We start from the raw sequence: 17380 nt of genomic DNA on the forward strand, positions 1-17380 counted from the left end.
CGCGAGATCTATAACAACCAGCGGCCTCACGAAGCCCTCGCGATGCAGACACCGGCGCAGCGCTACCGCATGAGCCTCAGGCCCATGCCAACGAGCCTGGCGCCCATCGAGTACTCCGAGCGTGACCATGTGATCACAGTGGGCTGGAATGGCTTTGTGAAGTTTCAGGGGCACAAGTTGCGGCTATCCAGCGCCCTGCACAGGCTGCCAGTGGCCTTGCGCCCGGATGACCTGCACGACGGGTGCTTTGACCTGTACTTCTGTCACCAGCGATTCATGCGCCTGGACATGAACGCTTTGACGGCTTCCAATTGACGAGGTGTTCCCTATGTCCCCGCACACCTGTTACCCATGTGTCCGGTCTGAACAGCTTAGCCAAAAGAAAGTCACCAAAGAAAAGGCGACCCTACAGGCTGCGTCCCTTCGCTTCGCTGCGGGCAACCTGCGGTGCTCGCGTCCAGCGGGGTCTCGCTCGAACTCGCTTCGTTTCACTGCGCTCAGACAATCGCGAGCCCTGATCCGCTGGCCGCTGCGCTCCTCGGCGCATCCTGAAGGGAACCCGGGGTGCGGACATCCACACGGGCCATTGCTTCGCTGCGCTCGGCCCCGCCTGCGCAGCGCGAGGCGATGGCCCGTAGGGCTGTTCGGCTGTTTGGATGTTCGGCTGCCCAACCCCCTGCTGGCTGCGCCTGCGGCGGGGCGGTTGTGGGGTGGCACGCGCGTCGGAGCGCGCGTGCTTCGTGAACTGACTCGCCGTGGCTGTCCGAGCGGCGCGCGCAGCGCAGAGCGAGTTCCACGGCGCACCCCGCAAGCGACCCGACGCAGGTTTGCCCCGTAGCGAAGCGCAGGGGTCGCAGGCTGGGGGTCGCCTTTCTTTTGGGTACTTTTCTTTGGCGAAGCAAAGAACAAGTACCTCGGCCGCCGGGCCGAGACCCGGCCTCCGCACTCAACACAAGCACGCGGCCAGCCAACCCCCCACTCCACAAACCAATCGGGTAAGGTACCCCCCGCCAACAAACACCCAGAAAAAGGACACCCATGAAAGCAACTTGGAACGGCGTTGTCATCGCCGAAAGCGACGACACCGTAGTGGTCGAAGGCAACCACTACTTCCCCGAAAGCGCCCTCAAGCGCGAATACTTCACCTTCAGCAACCACAAGACCATGTGCGCCTGGAAGGGCCAGGCCAGCTACCTGTCGCTGCTGATCAACGGCGAAATGCACGCCGATGCCGCCTGGTTCTACGCCGACCCCAAGCCCGAGGCCGAAGAAATCCGGGGCCGCGTGGCGTTCTGGAAAGGCGTCAAGGTCACGGCCTGAACCACGGCCTGTGGGTTATCCCTGCGGGCGCTGGACAATCATGTGGATAAGTTTTGGCAAGTCCTGTATGACAACTCCAAGTGCTTGATTTGTAAGGGCAAGCCCTGCATTGCATCTTTTTTAGGCAACACTTCAAAACGCAGCCGCGGTTATCCCGATCCTCACTGGACAATCTTGTGGATAACCATGGACAAGCCTTGTATGAAGAACCTAAGTGATTGATTAACAAGGAATATCCTTGCATTGATTAAATAACAGGCAACCAGCAAGCAGCTTGCAAACCCTGGCAAACCACCCACCACCAGGGCCCGGCCAGCCCCGGTTATCCCGCCCGCCACTGGACAATCTTGTGGATAACTGTGGACAAGCCTTGTATGACAGGCTTAAGTGCTTGATTTGCAAGGAATAAGCTTGCAGCGCCTAAAAAACAGGCAATCCAGCGGGGCATCCCATCTGCGGTACATTGCACACCGGCGCACCCCTTGACGCTCCTTATTTCATAGCTGCTAGCGCTTGACAGATGCGCGCAAACGGCCAAAAAAGCCCATGTCCAACGCCCTCCTCCAGCACAGTCCTGCCGCAGAACGCAACCAGGGCCCCATCTTGGCGCAGCTGCTGGCCTTGCTGGCGCCCACAGGGGCGGCGCTGGAGATTGCCAGCGGCACCGGACAACACGCCGCGCACTTTGCCGCAGCCCTGCCCGGCTGGAGCTGGCAGCCCACCGACCAGCAGGCCACCCACTTTGGATCCATCACTGGCTGGGCCGCACAGGCGCAGGCACACAACGTGCGCGCGCCGCTGCGGCTCGATGTGTTGCACAACCCCTGGCCTGCCGACGACCCGGCCTTTGGCACTCCGTTCGACCTGATCTACTGCGCCAACATGCTGCACATCGCCCCCTGGGCCTGCTGCACCGGGCTCATGCAGGGCGCGGCCCGCCACCTGGCGCCGGGCGGCCACCTGGTCACCTATGGCCCCTACCTGGAAGACGGCGTGCCCACGGCCCCCGGCAACCTGGCTTTTGACGCCAGCCTGCGCGCACAAGACGCCGCCTGGGGCATTCGCCGCATCGAAGACGTGGCGGCGAATGCCGCCCAGGCCAGCCTGCAACTGGCAGCACGCCATGCAATGCCCGCCAACAACCTGCTGCTGGTGTGGACCCACGCCGCCCGCAACCTCTGAATTCACACGCCCATGAACACACCCGCCGCCCCTTTCTTCATCGCCAAGGTCGAGCCCGAAGGCACCCAGTGCGACGCTTGGCCCGAACAGCCCTTGCTGCTGTCCATGGAGCAAGGCGGCATCGACTGGCCCAGCTCCTGCCGCAACGGCACCTGCCGCACCTGCCTTGGCCAGCTGATGGAAGGCACGGTGCGCTACGCCATCGAATGGCCGGGCCTCACGGCCGAAGAAAAGGAAGAAGGCTGCGTGTTGCCCTGCGTGGCCTACCCCACATCAGACGTGGTGCTGCAGGGCAGCGCCATCTGATCTGCCTCAAGCGCAACCCCGTTCAGAGACGGAACGGGCCCCGGTGCACTAAAATCCACGCCTTTGGGGGCACGGGAGCCTCTGCATGAATGACGCGGCGTGTGCGCTGCGGATCGGGATGGGTTGCAAGGCGCAAAGCACAGCAATAGCGGGGCTATTGCGAGCATTTGCAACGCAGCAGACAGCCCGAGACCGCAGATGCACGCGGTGCGATGATTCATATAGAGGCTCCCCAGCTCCTTTGACGTGCGGCAGCGCCGCATCGCATGTTCTTTGGGGCGGTTTCTTGGGGGCACAGCAGTTGCCTTCGGCCACGGGAACCTGTGCTGCAGCACACCGCCAGCTGGCAAGCCGCCAGAGGCTCCCACAGAAAGCCCCAACCTTCCATGAACACCCCCCTCACCCCCGTGCCGATCTCGCCCGTCGAGGACATCGTGGCCGAGATGCGCGCCGGGCGCATCGTCATCCTGGTGGATGAAGAAGACCGCGAAAACGAAGGCGACCTCGTCCTGGCTGCCGACCATGTCACGCCCGAGGCCATCAACTTCATGGCCCGCTTTGGCAGGGGCCTGATCTGCCTGACCTTGAGCCGCGAGCGCTGCGAGTTTCTCAAGCTGCCTCCCATGGCCGCGCGCAACGGCACCGTGTACAGCACGGCCTTCACCGTCTCCATCGAAGCGGCAGAGGGCGTGACCACCGGCATTTCGGCCGCCGACCGCGCCCGCACCGTGCAGGTGGCCGTGGACCGCAACAGCCAGCCCAGCGACCTGGTGCAGCCCGGTCACATCTTCCCGCTGCAAGCGGTGGACGGCGGCGTGCTGATGCGCGCCGGCCACACCGAAGCCGGTTGCGACCTGGCCGCCATGGCGGGCTGCAGCCCCGCATCGGTGATCTGCGAGATCATGAAGGACGACGGCACCATGGCCCGCCTGCCCGATCTGCAGCTGTTTGCGGCCGAGCACGGCCTCAAGATCGGCACCATTGCCGACCTGATCGAATACCGCAGCCGCAACGAATCGCTGGTCGAAAAGGTGGGCACGCGCACGCTGCAGACGGCCTACGGCGAGTTCACCGCCCACGCCTTCCGCGACAAGCCCAGCCAGGCCGTGCACCTGGCGCTGGTCAAGGGCCAGTGGAGCGCTGACGACGTGGTGCCCGTGCGCGTGCACGAGCCACTGTCGGTGTTCGACGCGCTCGAAGTCAACCGCTCCATGCACTCGTGGGGCCTGGACACCAGCCTGCAATACCTCGCCAAGCAAGGCAAGGGCGTGGCGGTGCTGCTCAACTGCGGCGAAAGCGCTGCCCAGCTGCTGGCCCAGTTTGAAGGCACGGCCCGTGCGGCCCAGGCCCCCGAGCGCGGCCGCATGGACCTGCGCACCTACGGCGTGGGCGCGCAGATCCTGCGCGAATGCGGCGTGCACAAGATGGCCCTGATGGGCCAGCCGCGCCGCATGCCCAGCATGGCGGGCTACGGCCTCGAAATCACCGGCTTCATCCCCAAGGAATAAAAAATATGTTTGGCGCAGAAAAAGGCACCGCAGACAAACTGGACGGCAAGAAGCTGCACATCGGCATCGTGCAGGCCCGTTTCAACGAAAGCATCACCAACACCCTGGCTGCCGCCTGCCGCGCAGAGCTGCTGGCCCTGGGCGTGCAAGAAAAGCACATCAAGCATGTGCTGGTGCCCGGAGCGCTCGAAGTGCCCGTGGCCCTGCAGGCCATGGCCGAAAGCGATGAATACGACGCGCTGATTGCGCTGGGCTGCATCATCCGAGGCGAGACCTACCACTTCGAGCTGGTGGCCAACGAATCCGGCGCGGGCGTCACGCGCCTGTCGCTGGACTACCAGATCCCGATTGCCAACGCCATCATCACCACCGAGAACATGGAACAGGCCATCGCCCGCCAGACCGAAAAGGGTACCGATGCGGCCCGCGTGGCGGTGGAAATGGCCAACCTGCTGGACGAACTGTCATGAGCGAAAACACCCCCACGCCATCGTCGGCACGCCCGCCCAAGCAGAGCCGCACGGGCCTCAAGAGCACCGGCACACGCAAGGCAGCCTCCAAGTCCAACCGCAGCCGCGCGCGCGAGTTTGCGCTGCAGGCGCTGTACCAGCACCTGGTGGGCGGCAACGACGCCCATGCCATCGACGCTTTCACGCGCGACCTGGCGGGCTTTCACAAGGCGGACTCGGTGCACTACGACGCGCTGCTGCACGGCTGCATCGCCAACGCGGCCGAGATGGACGCACTCATTACCCCGCTGCTGGACCGCAAGATGGCCGAGATCTCGCCCATCGAGCACGCCACCATGTGGATCGGCGTGTACGAGTTCCAGAACTGCCTGGATGTGCCCTGGCGCGTGGTGCTGAACGAGTGCATCGAACTCGCCAAGGAGTTCGGCGGCACGGACGGCCACAAATACGTGAACGCCGTGCTCAACGGCCTGGCCCCGAAGCTGCGCGCAGTGGAAGTGGCGGCCGACAAGGCCCCAGGCACAGGCGCCGCCTGACCCAGCCCGCCGCCGTCCTGCCTTTTGAACCGGGGCGGCTTCGTTTTTTCCCTCTTAGCCCCCACGCCCGAAAGGCCCACAAGGCTCGGTCTGGGCAGGATGCCATTCCATGAAGTTTTCCACGCGCGCCGAGCGCATTGAACCGTTTTATGTGATGGAGGTCGCCAAGGCCGCGCAGGCCCTGGCCCGCGAGGTGGCGGGCACGCGTGAGCCGATGATCTTCTTGAACATCGGCGAGCCCGACTTCACCGCCCCACCCCTGGTGCAGGAAGCCGCAGCCCGCGCTGTGCACAACGGCGCCACGCAGTACACCAACGCGCTGGGGCTGGATGCCCTGCGCGAGCGCATTAGCGGCTGGTACCAGAGCCGCTTTGGCGTCGATGTGCCTGCGCGCCGCATCGTGGTCACAGCGGGTGCATCGGCTGCGCTGCAGCTGGCCTGCCTGGCGCTCATCGAGTCGGGCGACGAAATTTTGATGCCCGACCCGAGCTACCCCTGCAACCGCCACTTCGTGAGCGCCGCAGAAGGCAAGGCCGTGCTGCTGCCCACCACGGCGGCCGAGCGCTACCAGCTGAGCGCCGACAAGGTGCGTGCGGCGTGGAATGAAAAAACGCGCGGCGTGCTGCTGGCCTCGCCGTCCAACCCCACAGGCACCTCGATTGCGCCCGATGAGCTGCGCCGCATCCATGACGTGGTGCGATCGCACGACGGCATCACGATGATCGACGAGATCTACCTGGGCCTGTCGTACGAGGAAGAGTTTGGCCACACTGCACTCGCCATCGACGACAAAATCGTCAGCATCAACAGCTTCAGCAAATACTTCAACATGACAGGCTGGCGCCTGGGCTGGATGGTGGTGCCTGAGGCCATGGTGCCCGTGGTAGAACGCCTTGCGCAGAACCTGTTCATCTGCGCCAGCACCGTGTCACAGCATGCGGCGCTGGCCTGCTTTGAAGCCGAGAGCATTGCCGAATACGAACGCCGCCGCGCCGAATTCAAGGCGCGGCGCGACTTCTTCATCCCCGCGCTGCAATCTTTGGGCCTGAATGTGCCCGTGATGCCCGATGGCGCCTTCTACGCGTGGGCCGACTGCACGCAGGCTGCGCAGCGCCTGGGTGTGACTGGCAGCTGGGACTTTGCGTTTGAGCTGATGCGCCGCGCGCACATTGCCGTGACACCGGGTCGCGACTTTGGCACGGCCGAGCCCGAGCGCTTCATCCGCTTCTCCACCGCCAATTCGATGGCGCAGCTGGAAGAGTCTGTGGCGCGGTTGCGCACGCTGCTCGGCTGAACCCATGGCGTTCGAGTTCCCCGTCCGCATCTACTGGGAAGACACCGATGCCGGTGGCATCGTGTTCTATGCCAACTACCTCAAGTTCTTCGAGCGCGCGCGCACCGAGTGGCTGCGCTCGCTGGGCGTGGGTCAACAGCTTCTTCGGGAACATACCGGCGGCATGTTTGTCGTAACCGACGCGCAGCTGCGCTACCACCGCCCCGCGCGGCTGGACGATGAACTGATTGTTACTGCCGCCCTGCAGGACGCAGGCCGGGCATCGTTGACAATAGTGCAGCAGGCGCTCCTGAAACCAGAGCAAATGACCGACCAGCCCCCCACCTTGCTGACCGAAGGCACCATCCGCATCGGATGGGTCGATGCCGCCACGATGCGCCCCGCAAGAATCCCGAGCCCCCTTCTGGAACAACTCACACCATGAACTCCCAAAACATGTCCATCATCTCCCTGGTGCTGCACGCCAGCTGGGTGGTGCAACTCGTGATGCTGCTGCTGCTGGGCGTGTCGGTGGCGAGCTGGGCGGCCATCTTCCGCAAGCTGTTTGCACTCAAGCGCGTGAAGACCCTGAACGAGGACTTCGAGCGCGAATTCTGGTCGGGCACCAGCCTGAACGATCTGTATGCCGCTGCCGCCCAGAACGCCAAGCAGGCAGGCCCCATGGAACGCATTTTTGCCAGCGGCATGCGCGAGTACCAGAAGCTGCGTGAGCGCCGAATCGCGGACCCCGGCACGCTGCTCGATGGCGCCCGCCGTGCGATGCGCGCGAGCTTCCAGCGCGAGATGGATGTGGTGGAGTCCAGCCTGTCCTTCCTGGCCTCGGTCGGCTCGGTATCCCCATATGTGGGCCTCTTCGGCACGGTGTGGGGCATCATGCATGCCTTCACCGGCTTTGCCGGCATGGAACAGGTCACGCTGGCCACTGTGGCACCTGGCATTGCCGAAGCCCTGGTGGCCACGGCGATTGGCCTGTTTGCCGCCATCCCTGCCGTGATCGCCTACAACCGCTTTGCGCGTGACATCGACCGCGTGGCCACGCACCAGGAGACCTTCATCGAGGAGTTCTCCAACATCCTGCAGCGCAACCTGGGGGCGCAGCCCGCGTCCACAGGCCACACGGCCTCGGGCCACTGATCTGGGAGGCGCCCCATGCCCGCCATGGCATCCCGCGGCCGAGGCCGCCGCACCATCAACGAGATCAACATGGTCCCGTTCATCGACGTCATGCTGGTGCTGCTCATCATCTTCATGGTGACGGCGCCCATGCTCACGCCCGGCGTGGTCGATGTGCCCAGCGTCGGCAAGGGCAAGAACATGCCCAAGGTGGTGGCCCAGGTCATCGTCAACAAAGACGGCACGCTGCAGTTCAAGACGCCTGAAGCCACCCGCAGCCTGAACCAGCGCGAGATCGGCGATGCCGCCAGCCGCTGGCAAAAGGCCCAGGGCGCCGACAGCGCGAGCGCGGTGGTCATCAGCGCTGACAAGGGCGTGCAATACGAAACCGTGGTGAAAGCCATGGATGCCTTGCAAAAGGCGGGCGTGCAGCGTGTGGGCCTCTCCGTCAAACAAGGCGGTTGAACCGAATTCCCCCGCGCCGCTCTCACGCCCATGCAAGCCCACACCGACCGCGACCAGTTTGCCCCGCCCCGCCCCCCGGCTCGCCTGCGCGCCATCACGCTGGCGGTGCTGGTGCATGCGGTGCTGATTGGCGCACTCACCTGGGGCGTGAACTGGAAGAGCACGGCCGACCAGCCCGCCGTAGAGGCCGAGCTGTGGGCTGCCGTGCCCACCCAGGCAGCGCCGCGCGCCGTGGAGCCGCCACCGCCTCCACCACCGCCGCCGGTGCAGCAGGTCACCCCGCCCCCTCCGCCCCCCGTGCGGGCCGCAGAGCCGCCTGACACCCGCGAGGCGGACATCGCCATCGAGCGCGAGAAAAAGCGCCTGGAGCAGGAGAAGAAAGCCCGCGAGCAACAGGATCTGCGCGAGAAGCGAGAACGCGAACGCAAGGAAGAAGAACGCCGCGACCGCCTGGAGCAGGAGAAAAAAGAGCGCCTGCAAAAGGAAAAAGACAAGGAACAGCGCGAAAAGCAACTGGCCGAGCAGAAGAAGGCCGAGCAGGACAAGCAGAAGAAGCTGGCTGAAGACAAACGCAAGGCCGATGAGGCCGCCAAGCGCAAGGCAGACGCCGAGGCCAAGCAACTGGCCGAACAGCGCGAGGCCAACATGCGCCGCATCCAGGGCATGGCGGGGGCCACGGGGGGCGAGAACGCCACCGGCACCGCACAGCGCAGCGCCGGCCCGTCAGGCAGCTACGGCGGCAAGGTGGCAGCCAAGGTCAAGCCCAACATCGTGTACCCCGATGCAATCTCGGGCAACCCGCGTGCGGAGGTCGAAGTGCGCCTGTCGCCCGACGGCACCATTGTGGGCAAGCGCCTGGTGCAGCCCAGCGGCAACAAGGCCTGGGACGACGCCGTGCTGCGTGCGCTGGACAAGACAGAGACTCTGCCGCGCGATGTGGACGGGCGGGTGCCGTCTTCGCTGACCATTGGCTTCAGGCCCCAGGACTGACACGGGATCGCACTCTATCCCGGCCGTTCAGACGGCGGTTCTGGCGAAGCCCGGTACAGCGCTCTGACTTGCCCAGAAAACAAAAACGCCCGGCGTCTACCGGGCGTTTTTTCTATGCCTTTTTTGGCCTCTACCGCCTGCTGGTCATGCCCAAGCAGCTATCAATACAGTAGCAAATCACCTGGGCACCCGCTATCAGGCAGTTACCGATCCCGCCGCTCCATGCGGCGGTTCAGGTTCAGCGCGCCCAGCGTGCAGGCCACGCCCGACAGCAGGTACACCGTCACCGCCAGCAGGCCAAACTGGGCCGAGAGGTACAGGGCCACCAGGGGGGCAAACGCCGCGCCGATGATCCAGGCCAGGTCGGCCGACAGGGCGGCGCCGGTGTAGCGGTACTGGGGCGAGAAGTTGGCCGTCACAGTGCCCGATGCCTGGCCATACGACAGGCCCAGCAGCACAAAGCCCAGCAGCAGGAACATGGTGCTGCCCACCTCGCCGGAGTTGAGCAGCACGGGTGCCATGAAGCTGAACACACCAATCAGCACCGCCATGCCGCCCAGCAGCTTGCGGCGGCCCAGGTGGTCTGACAGCCAGCCGGACACCATGATGGCACCAGCGGCCAGGAAGGCGCCCACGATCTGCACGCCCAGGATCTGGGTGACGGGCTGCTCGGAATACAGCGTGATCCACGACAGCGGGAACACGGTGACCAGGTGGAACAGCGCAAAGCTGGCCAGTGCCGCAAACGCGCCCAGCAGCACGTTGCTGCCTTCGTCGCGCATCACGCGGCTCACGGGCACGGGTTGGAGTTCCCGGTCCTTGAGCAGCTCAGAGTACGACTGCCCCACCACCAGGCGCAGGCGCGCAAACAGGGCCACCACGTTCACGGCAAAGGCCACAAAGAAGGGATAACGCCATCCCCAGGCCAGGAACTCCTGCACGGAGAGGCTGCTGTACAGGTAGGCAAACAGGCCCGCCGCCAGCACAAACCCCAGCGGGGCGCCCAGCTGGCCGATCATGGCGTACCAGCCCCGGCGCTCCTTGGGGGCCGACATGGCCAGCAGCGATGGCAGGCCGTCCCACGATCCGCCCAGCGCCAGCCCCTGGCCAACGCGCAGGATCAGCAGCGCCACCACGGCCGTCAGACCCACATCCTTGTAACCGGGCAAAAACGCCATGCCCACCGTGCACACGCCCAGCAGGAAGAGCGCAACGGTCAGCTTGGTGCCCCGACCCCAGCGCCGCTGAATGGCCATGGAGATGGCCGTGCCCACCGGACGCACGACAAAAGCGACCGCCAGCAGCGCAAAGCCCATCAGCGTGCCGTCCAGACGCGACAGGAAGGGAAACAGGAAGGATGGGAAGACGAGAACGCAGGCGATCCCGAAAACGAAGAAGTCGAAATACTCGGACGAGCGTCCGATGATCACGCCCACAGCGATTTCGCTGGGGGTGACGTCTTCATGCGTATCAGCCCGCGAGAGAGAGGCGGGGCTTTCTTGAAAACCGGCCGCAGGGTAGGTGGCAGAGGCGGGGCTGCTCATGAACAAGACTCCTTGTCGTTGTGTGAATAAGACAACACCGTTCTACACGCAAGTCGAACCGCCCACAAGTGCGGTTTTACTGATCTGACTGCAGGACAACGCACCTCCATGCACCAAAACGGGGCGAGCCTCGTTGACCTTGGACAAAATGTCCAATGTACAAATTCGCTAGGGCTATTACATTCGGCGGCACTACGTTATCCGCGTTTACCCGTAATTGAACGCCCCGATTGCGCTTCCACATGCCCAAACTATCACTCCCCCGCGTGCCCGCCTGGCTGGCCGCCATGGCTGCCCTCGGCAGCCTGGCAGGCTGCAGCAAGGCGGTCGTCCTCAACCCCGCTGGCGACATCGCTGCGCAGCAAGGCCACATGGTCATCCAGGCCACGCTGCTGATGCTGATCATCATCGTGCCGGTGATCGCCCTGACCCTGTGGTTTGCCTGGAAGTACCGCCAGAACAACGCCGCCAACACCGAAGACGACTACGACCCTGACTGGCACCACTCGACCTCGCTGGAGCTGGTGATCTGGACGGTACCCCTCTTGATCATCATTGCCCTGGGCGCGCTGACCTGGATCGGCACCCACAAGCTCGACCCCTACCGCCCGCTGGACCGCATCTCGGCCACCAAGCCGCTGGATGCGCAATCCACCCCCCTGGAAGTGCAGGTGGTGGCCATGGACTGGAAGTGGCTGTTCTTCTACCCCGAACTGGGCATTGCCACGGTGAACGAGCTGGCCGCGCCAGTGGACCGCCCCATTTTGTTCAAGCTCACCGCCACGTCCACGATGAACGCGTTCTACGTGCCCGACCTGGCCGGCATGATCTACGCCATGCCCGGCATGCAGACCGAGCTGAACGCCGTGATCAACCAACCCGGCGTGTACAAGGGCATGTCCTCGCACTACAGCGGCTCGGGCTTCTCGGGCATGACTTTCAAGTTCCATGGCCTGAGCCAGGGTGACTTCGACCAGTGGGTTGCCAAGAACAAGTCCGAAGGCAAGCCCCTCACGCGCCAGGTCTACATGGATCTGGTCAAGCCCAGCGAGCGCGACCCCGTGCAGCGCTTTGCCAGCGTGGAAGACGGCCTGTACGACAAGGTGCTCAACCGCTGCGTCGAAGACGGCAAGATGTGCATGCACCACATGATGTCCATCGACGAGCGCGGTGGCGAGGCCTTCATGAAGGCCCAGGGCCTGAACCTGCCCCAGGACGTGTGCACCGTGGACAACGCCGCCCAGGTGGTGGCCGCCCTCGAAGCGCGCCACGCCACGGTCTACGACCGCACCCTCTCCCGCCAATGATCCGCGCATAAGAGACTGACGAACATGTCCACCTCACCCGTTGTAACCGAACCGCATTGGGCCCTGGGCCGAATCACCTGGGACTCCATACCGATGGCGCACGAGCCCATCGTGCTGTGGACCTTCATCGCCACCCTGCTGGGTGGCCTGGCCGTGATGGCCGCCATCACCAAATTCCGGCTCTGGGGCCCGCTGTGGCGCGACTGGATCTGCAGCATCGACCACAAGCGCATCGGCATCATGTACATGATCCTGGGCCTGGTGATGCTGCTGCGCGGCTTTGCCGACGCCGTGATGATGCGCCTGCAACAGGCCATGGCCTTTGGCGACAACATGGGCTACCTGCCGCCGCACCACTATGACCAGATCTTCACCGCCCACGGCGTGATCATGATCTTCTTCGTGGCGATGCCGCTGGTCACGGGCCTGATGAACTACCTCGTGCCGCTGCAGATTGGTGCGCGCGACGTGTCCTTCCCCTTCCTGAACAACTTCAGCTTCTGGATGACCACGGCGGGTGCCGTGCTGGTGATGGTGTCGCTGTTCCTGGGCGAGTTCTCCACCGCGGGCTGGCTGGCATTGTCCAACCTGGGGGCGCAGAACCCGGGGGTGGGGCTGGACTACTACATCTGGGCACTGCAGATTGCCGGGGTGGGCACCACACTCTCGGGCATCAACCTGATCGTCACCATCATCAAGATGCGTGCGCCCGGCATGAACCTGATGCGCATGCCCGTATTCACCTGGACGGCCCTGTGCACCAACGCGCTGATCGTGGCGTCCTTCCCCGTGCTCACGGCAGCCCTGGTGCTGATGTCGCTGGACCGCTACGCAGGCACCAACTTCTTCACGAACGACCTGGGCGGCAACCCCATGCTCTACGTGAACCTGATCTGGATCTGGGGCCACCCCGAGGTCTACATCCTGATCCTGCCTTGCTTCGGCATCTTCTCCGAAGTGGTGGCCACGTTCTGCCGCAAGCGCCTGTTCGGCTACACCTCCATGGTCTACGCCACGGTGGTGATCACCATCCTGTCGTACCTGGTGTGGCTGCACCACTTCTTCACCATGGGCTCCGGCGCCAGCGTGAACACCTTCTTCGGCATCACGACGATGATCATCTCGATCCCCACGGGCGCGAAGATCTTCAACTGGCTGTTCACCATGTACAAGGGCCGCATCCGCTTCGAGCTGCCCATGATGTGGACCGTGGCCTTCATGGTGACCTTCGCCATCGGCGGCATGACCGGCGTGCTGCTGGCCGTGCCCCCGGCCGACTTCGTGCTGCACAACAGCCTGTTCCTGATCGCCCACTTCCACAACGTGATCATTGGCGGCGTGCTGTTCGGCCTGTTTGCCGGCATCAACTACTGGTATCCCAAGGCCTTTGGCTACAAGCTCGACCGCACCTGGGGCCTGCGCTCCTTCTGGCTGTGGGTGGTGGGCTTCTGGGTGGCGTTTGGCCCGCTGTATGTGCTGGGCCTGATGGGCGTCACGCGCCGTGCCAACCACTTTGAAGACCCGTCGCTGCAGATCTGGTTCGTGATCGCCGCCATCGGCGCCGCGATGATTGCGGCAGGCATTGGCTGCTTCCTGATCCAGATCGTGGTGAGCTACCTCAAGCGCGACCAGCTGCGCGACCACACGGGCGACCCGTGGGATGCACGCACGCTGGAATGGGCCACCTCGTCGCCCCCGCCCAACTACAACTTCGCCTTCACCCCCGTGGTGCATGAGATCGATGCCTGGTGGGACATGAAGAAACATGGCTACCAGCGTCCTTTGAGTGGCTATGCGCCCATCCACATGCCCGCCAACACCGGCTCGGGTGCGGTGATCTCGGCGCTGTCGCTGGTGCTGGGCTTTGCGCTGATCTGGCACATGTGGCTGCTGGCCGGTGTGTCGTTCGCTGGCGTGATCCTGGCGGCCATCATCCACACCTTCAACTACAAGCGCGACTTCTACATTCCCGCCTCTGAAGTGACAGAGACGGAAAACCTCCGCACCCAACAACTGCGTGCCAGCCATGTCTGATATCCGTTACACCCCTGGCGCGGCAGGCGCCGCGAGCGCAGCCCTGCCGCTGCGCCAATACCATCCCGCGCACGAGCCGCACCCCGAGAACGGCACGGCCCTGGGCTTCTGGCTCTACCTGATGAGCGACTGCCTCATCTTTGCCGCCCTGTTTGCCACCTATGGCGTGCTGGGCCGCAGCTATGCGGCGGGCCCCACGGGCGCGCAGCTGTTCGACCTGACGCTGGTGGCCATCAACACGGCCTTCCTGCTGCTGTCGTCCATCACCTTCGGCTTTGCCATGCTGCGCAAGCAGCAGAACGACGTGAAGGGCACGCTGGTGTGGCTGGCTGTGACGGGCTTCTTCGGCCTGTGCTTCCTGGGCCTCGAACTCTATGAATTTGCCCACCTGATCCACCAGGGCGCCACGCCCCAGCGCAGCGCCTTCCTGTCGGCCTTCTTCACGCTGGTGGGCACGCACGGCCTGCACGTGACCTTCGGCCTGATCTGGCTGGTGGTGCTGGTGGTGCAGATCGGCAAACACGGCTTGATCCACGAGAACAAGCGCCGCCTGATGTGCCTGTCGATGTTCTGGCACTTTCTGGACGTGGTCTGGATCGGCGTCTTCACCTTTGTGTACCTGATGGGGGTGCTGTAACTATGAGCGCACAACACACAACACACGCACACGATGCCCACGGCCATGGCGGCCACGATGACCACCACGGCGACCACCATGGCGATGTGGGCCCGCACAGCAGCCTGCGCGACTACACCATCGGCTTCGTGCTGTCGGTCATCCTCACGGCCATCCCGTTCTGGCTGGTCATGGCCAAGGTGATCGCCGACCGCAACACCGCCGTGCTGGTGCTGGGGGCTTTTGCCGTGGTGCAGATCCTGGTGCACATGGTGTATTTCCTGCACATGAACGGCAAGGTGGAAGGCGGTTGGACCATGCTGTCCACCATCTTCACCGTGGTGTTCGTGGCCATCGCCATTGCCGGCACGCTGTGGGTGATGTTCCACATGAACGCGAACATGATGCCCGAGCACCCCACCCCCACACCACCGACGCACGAGGCGCCGGGCCACTCGACGCCTTGATGCCGCCCCACCCCACAGCCCCGGGCTCCCAGGCCCGGCGGCTCCGTCAGGCGGTGCTCGCGGTAGTGGGCATCGCCTTGTTTTTGGGCTTTATCGCGCTGGGCACCTGGCAGGTGCAGCGCCGTGCCTGGAAGCTCGCGCTGATCGAGCGCGTGGAGCAGCGCGTGCATGCGGCCCCCGTGGCCCTGCCCCTGCGCCCGGAGTGGCCCCAGGTCAGCGCTGCCAGCCACGAATACCTGCCCGTCACCGTGCAAGGCCAGTGGCTGGCCGATAAAACCGTGCTCGCCCAGGCGCTGACCGAGCTGGGCTCGGGTTTCTGGGTGATGACGCCCCTGCAGCTGGCCGATGGCTCCCAGGTGCTGGTGAATCGGGGTTTTGTGCCGCAGGAGCAGCGCGCCCAGTGGCTGGCTACGCCCCTGCCCGCCCCGGCCCCCACCACCGCAACGGTGCAAGGCCTGCTGCGCATGAGCGAGCCGGACGGCGGATTCCTGCGCACCAATGCGCCAGCGGAGCAGCGCTGGTACTCGCGCGACATCGCTGCCATGGGCCGCGCGCTGCAGCTGCCCCAGACCGCCCCTTTCTTCATCGATGCGGGGTTGCCACCAGCCCCGGGTAGCTCAGCTACCTCGGCCACCGATACCCGCTGGCCACGCGCGGGCATGACAGTGGTCCGCTTCTCCAACAGCCACCTGGTCTACGCACTGACCTGGTATGGCCTGGCCCTCATGGTTGCGGGTGCAGGCTGGTATGTGGCACGCTACGAGCGCCACCTGCGCGATGCGCGCAGCGCCCAACCGGCCGCCAGCCCCCACCCATGACCTCCACCCCGCGCGCAGAACCCACCGCCACGCCTCAGCAGCAACAACAGCAACAGCGCAGCCCGCGTGCGGCCGATGCGGCGGCGGGCATCAAGAACCTGCAGCAGCTGATCGAGCTGCGCTGGATCGCCGTGGTGGGCCAGGTGTTCACCATCGAGATGGCGCACTACAGCCTGAACCTGAGCTTGCCGCTGCGCGAGATGCTGCTGGTGGTGGGCTGCCTGGCCGTGTTCAACGTGGTGAGCCTGCTGCGGCTGCGCACGGGGGTCATGGTGCGCACCATCGAGCTGTTCCTGGCCCTGCTGATTGACGTGGCCGTGCTCACCGTGCAGCTGTATTTGAGCGGCGGCACAACCAACCCGTTTGTCTTCCTGTACCTGCTGCAGATCACGATCGGCGCCGTGCTGCTGCGTGGTGCCTACATCTGGTCCATCGTCGTCATCACGCTGCTGTGCTTTGGCGTGCTGGCCACGCACCACCTGCCGCTGGAGCTGCCGCAGGACCTGCACCAGGGGCTCTCCAGCCTGTATGTGCTGGGCCTGCTGGTGTGTTTTGTGCTCAACGCCACGCTGGTGGTGGTGTTCATCACCCGCATCAACCTGAACCTGCGCGAGCGCGACGCGCGCCTGGCCGCAGCCCGCCGCCGCAGGGTGGAAGAAGAACACATCGTGCGCATGGGTCTGCTGGCCTCGGGCGCGGCGCACGAGCTGGGCACGCCGCTGTCCACCCTGGCCGTGATCCTGGGCGACTGGCAGCACGACAAGCGCCTGGCAGACAACACCCCGCTGCAAGAAGACATCCGCGAGATGCAGGCCCAGGTGCAGCGCTGCAAAAGCATCGTGAGCGGCATCCTGCTGTCGGCGGGCGAGGCACGTGGCGAGGAGTCAGTGCAGACCACCGTGTGTACCTTTGTCGATGCCCTGGCCCACGAATGGCGCGGCACGCGGTCGATGCCCACGTTCGAATACGACAACCAGTTCGGCACCGACACGCCCATGGTGTCGGACACCACACTGCAGCAGATGGTTTTCAACGTGCTGGACAATGCCCGTGACGCCTCGCCCGACTGGGTGCGCCTGGCCGTCACGCGCAATGCCGACGTGCTGAACATCACCGTGACGGACCGGGGCCCCGGTTTTGCCCCCGACATGCTGTCCAAACTGGGAACCCCGTACCAGTCCACCAAGAACCGCCCCGGCCACGGGCTGGGCCTGTACCTGGTGCTCAATGTGGCCCGCACCCTGGGTGGCAGCGTGGCGGCACGCAACCTGCCCGAGGGCGGGGCACAAGTGACCATCGAGCTGCCCCTGGCCGCCATCGCCCTGCCCGGCACCAAGACCTGAGAGGCTGAGAATCTTTTGTCCCAACCCGCCATGCACGCCAAAACACTCCAGCTCGTCGTTGCAAATG

The 17380-nt window shown here is 64.6% G+C and carries 18 protein-coding genes; 17 read left to right on the top strand and 1 reads right to left on the bottom strand.

Annotated elements, in window-relative coordinates; translation table 11 throughout:
• The first annotated feature begins 1038 nt into the window (after positions 1-1038).
• The 11 genes from AvAM_RS24670 (at position 1039) to tolA (ending at position 9184) form a co-directional block, all read left to right on the top strand.
• Positions 1039-1320 (top strand): DUF427 domain-containing protein, encoded by a 282-nt coding sequence (locus AvAM_RS24670; RefSeq protein ID WP_137749550.1) that lies wholly within the window; start codon positions 1039-1041, stop codon positions 1318-1320.
• Between the two features lie 546 nt (positions 1321-1866).
• Positions 1867-2502 (top strand): DUF938 domain-containing protein, encoded by a 636-nt coding sequence (locus AvAM_RS24675; protein ID WP_137749551.1) that lies wholly within the window; start codon positions 1867-1869, stop codon positions 2500-2502.
• A gap of 12 nt (positions 2503-2514) precedes the next feature.
• On the top strand, positions 2515-2808 hold the full coding sequence (locus tag AvAM_RS24680; protein WP_137749552.1) for a 2Fe-2S iron-sulfur cluster-binding protein: 294 nt from the start codon (positions 2515-2517) through the stop codon (positions 2806-2808).
• 386 nt (positions 2809-3194) lie between these two features.
• On the top strand, positions 3195-4316 hold the full coding sequence (gene ribBA, locus AvAM_RS24685; protein ID WP_137749553.1) for a bifunctional 3,4-dihydroxy-2-butanone-4-phosphate synthase/GTP cyclohydrolase II: 1122 nt from the start codon (positions 3195-3197) through the stop codon (positions 4314-4316).
• Positions 4317-4321: 5 nt separating this feature from the next.
• Positions 4322-4786, top strand: coding sequence for a 6,7-dimethyl-8-ribityllumazine synthase (gene ribH, locus AvAM_RS24690; RefSeq protein WP_137749554.1), 465 nt, complete (start codon positions 4322-4324; stop codon positions 4784-4786).
• Positions 4783-5322: a transcription antitermination factor NusB gene (gene nusB, locus AvAM_RS24695; RefSeq protein WP_137749555.1), complete on the top strand. Its 540-nt coding sequence runs from the start codon at positions 4783-4785 to the stop codon at positions 5320-5322. Before ribH ends, nusB begins: the two co-directional genes overlap by 4 nt.
• A 109-nt stretch (positions 5323-5431) precedes the next feature.
• Positions 5432-6616, top strand: a complete 1185-nt coding sequence (locus AvAM_RS24700; protein WP_137749556.1) for a pyridoxal phosphate-dependent aminotransferase — start codon at positions 5432-5434, stop codon at positions 6614-6616.
• Positions 6617-6620: 4 nt separating this feature from the next.
• The gene (ybgC, locus tag AvAM_RS24705) at positions 6621-7040 is read left to right on the top strand and encodes a tol-pal system-associated acyl-CoA thioesterase (RefSeq protein ID WP_137749557.1); all 420 of its coding nucleotides are present in this window, start codon (positions 6621-6623) and stop codon (positions 7038-7040) included.
• The gene (tolQ, locus tag AvAM_RS24710; protein ID WP_137749558.1) at positions 7037-7750 is read left to right on the top strand and encodes a protein TolQ; all 714 of its coding nucleotides are present in this window, start codon (positions 7037-7039) and stop codon (positions 7748-7750) included. Before ybgC ends, tolQ begins: the two co-directional genes overlap by 4 nt.
• 15 nt (positions 7751-7765) lie before the next feature.
• Complete coding sequence (locus AvAM_RS24715) at positions 7766-8194, top strand: ExbD/TolR family protein (protein WP_063462831.1); 429 nt, start codon at positions 7766-7768, stop codon at positions 8192-8194.
• Positions 8195-8224: 30 nt separating this feature from the next.
• Positions 8225-9184, top strand: a complete 960-nt coding sequence (gene tolA / locus AvAM_RS24720) for a cell envelope integrity protein TolA (protein ID WP_137749559.1) — start codon at positions 8225-8227, stop codon at positions 9182-9184.
• Positions 9185-9387: 203 nt separating this feature from the next.
• Here the strand turns inward: tolA and AvAM_RS24725 are convergent, their stop codons facing one another.
• On the bottom strand, positions 9388-10728 hold the full coding sequence (locus AvAM_RS24725; protein ID WP_137749560.1) for an MFS transporter: 1341 nt from the start codon (positions 10726-10728) through the stop codon (positions 9388-9390).
• Between the two features lie 242 nt (positions 10729-10970).
• Here AvAM_RS24725 and cyoA point away from each other — a divergent pair, with 242 nt between their 5' ends.
• Genes cyoA through AvAM_RS24755 form a run of 6 tightly spaced genes read left to right on the top strand, consistent with a single transcriptional unit; the run spans position 10971 to position 17313 of the window.
• Complete coding sequence (gene cyoA / locus AvAM_RS24730) at positions 10971-12035, top strand: ubiquinol oxidase subunit II (protein ID WP_137749561.1); 1065 nt, start codon at positions 10971-10973, stop codon at positions 12033-12035.
• Between the two features lie 24 nt (positions 12036-12059).
• On the top strand, positions 12060-14069 hold the full coding sequence (gene cyoB / locus AvAM_RS24735; protein WP_137749562.1) for a cytochrome o ubiquinol oxidase subunit I: 2010 nt from the start codon (positions 12060-12062) through the stop codon (positions 14067-14069).
• Positions 14062-14706 (top strand): cytochrome o ubiquinol oxidase subunit III, encoded by a 645-nt coding sequence (gene cyoC / locus AvAM_RS24740; protein WP_137749563.1) that lies wholly within the window; start codon positions 14062-14064, stop codon positions 14704-14706. Before cyoB ends, cyoC begins: the two co-directional genes overlap by 8 nt.
• A 2-nt stretch (positions 14707-14708) precedes the next feature.
• A complete protein-coding gene (cyoD, locus tag AvAM_RS24745; RefSeq protein ID WP_137749564.1) occupies positions 14709-15152 on the top strand; it encodes a cytochrome o ubiquinol oxidase subunit IV in 444 nt (147 codons plus the stop codon).
• Entirely contained in the window at positions 15152-15970 is an 819-nt protein-coding gene (locus AvAM_RS24750; protein WP_137749565.1) for an SURF1 family protein, read from the top strand. The genes cyoD and AvAM_RS24750 overlap by 1 nt, the downstream gene beginning before the upstream one ends.
• Complete coding sequence (locus tag AvAM_RS24755; protein ID WP_137749566.1) at positions 15967-17313, top strand: ATP-binding protein; 1347 nt, start codon at positions 15967-15969, stop codon at positions 17311-17313. The genes AvAM_RS24750 and AvAM_RS24755 overlap by 4 nt, the downstream gene beginning before the upstream one ends.
• The last annotated feature ends 67 nt before the right edge of the window (positions 17314-17380 follow it).

The sequence above is a fragment of the Acidovorax sp. NB1 genome (assembly GCF_005405905.1).
Lineage (GTDB): Bacteria > Pseudomonadota > Gammaproteobacteria > Burkholderiales > Burkholderiaceae_C > Acidovorax.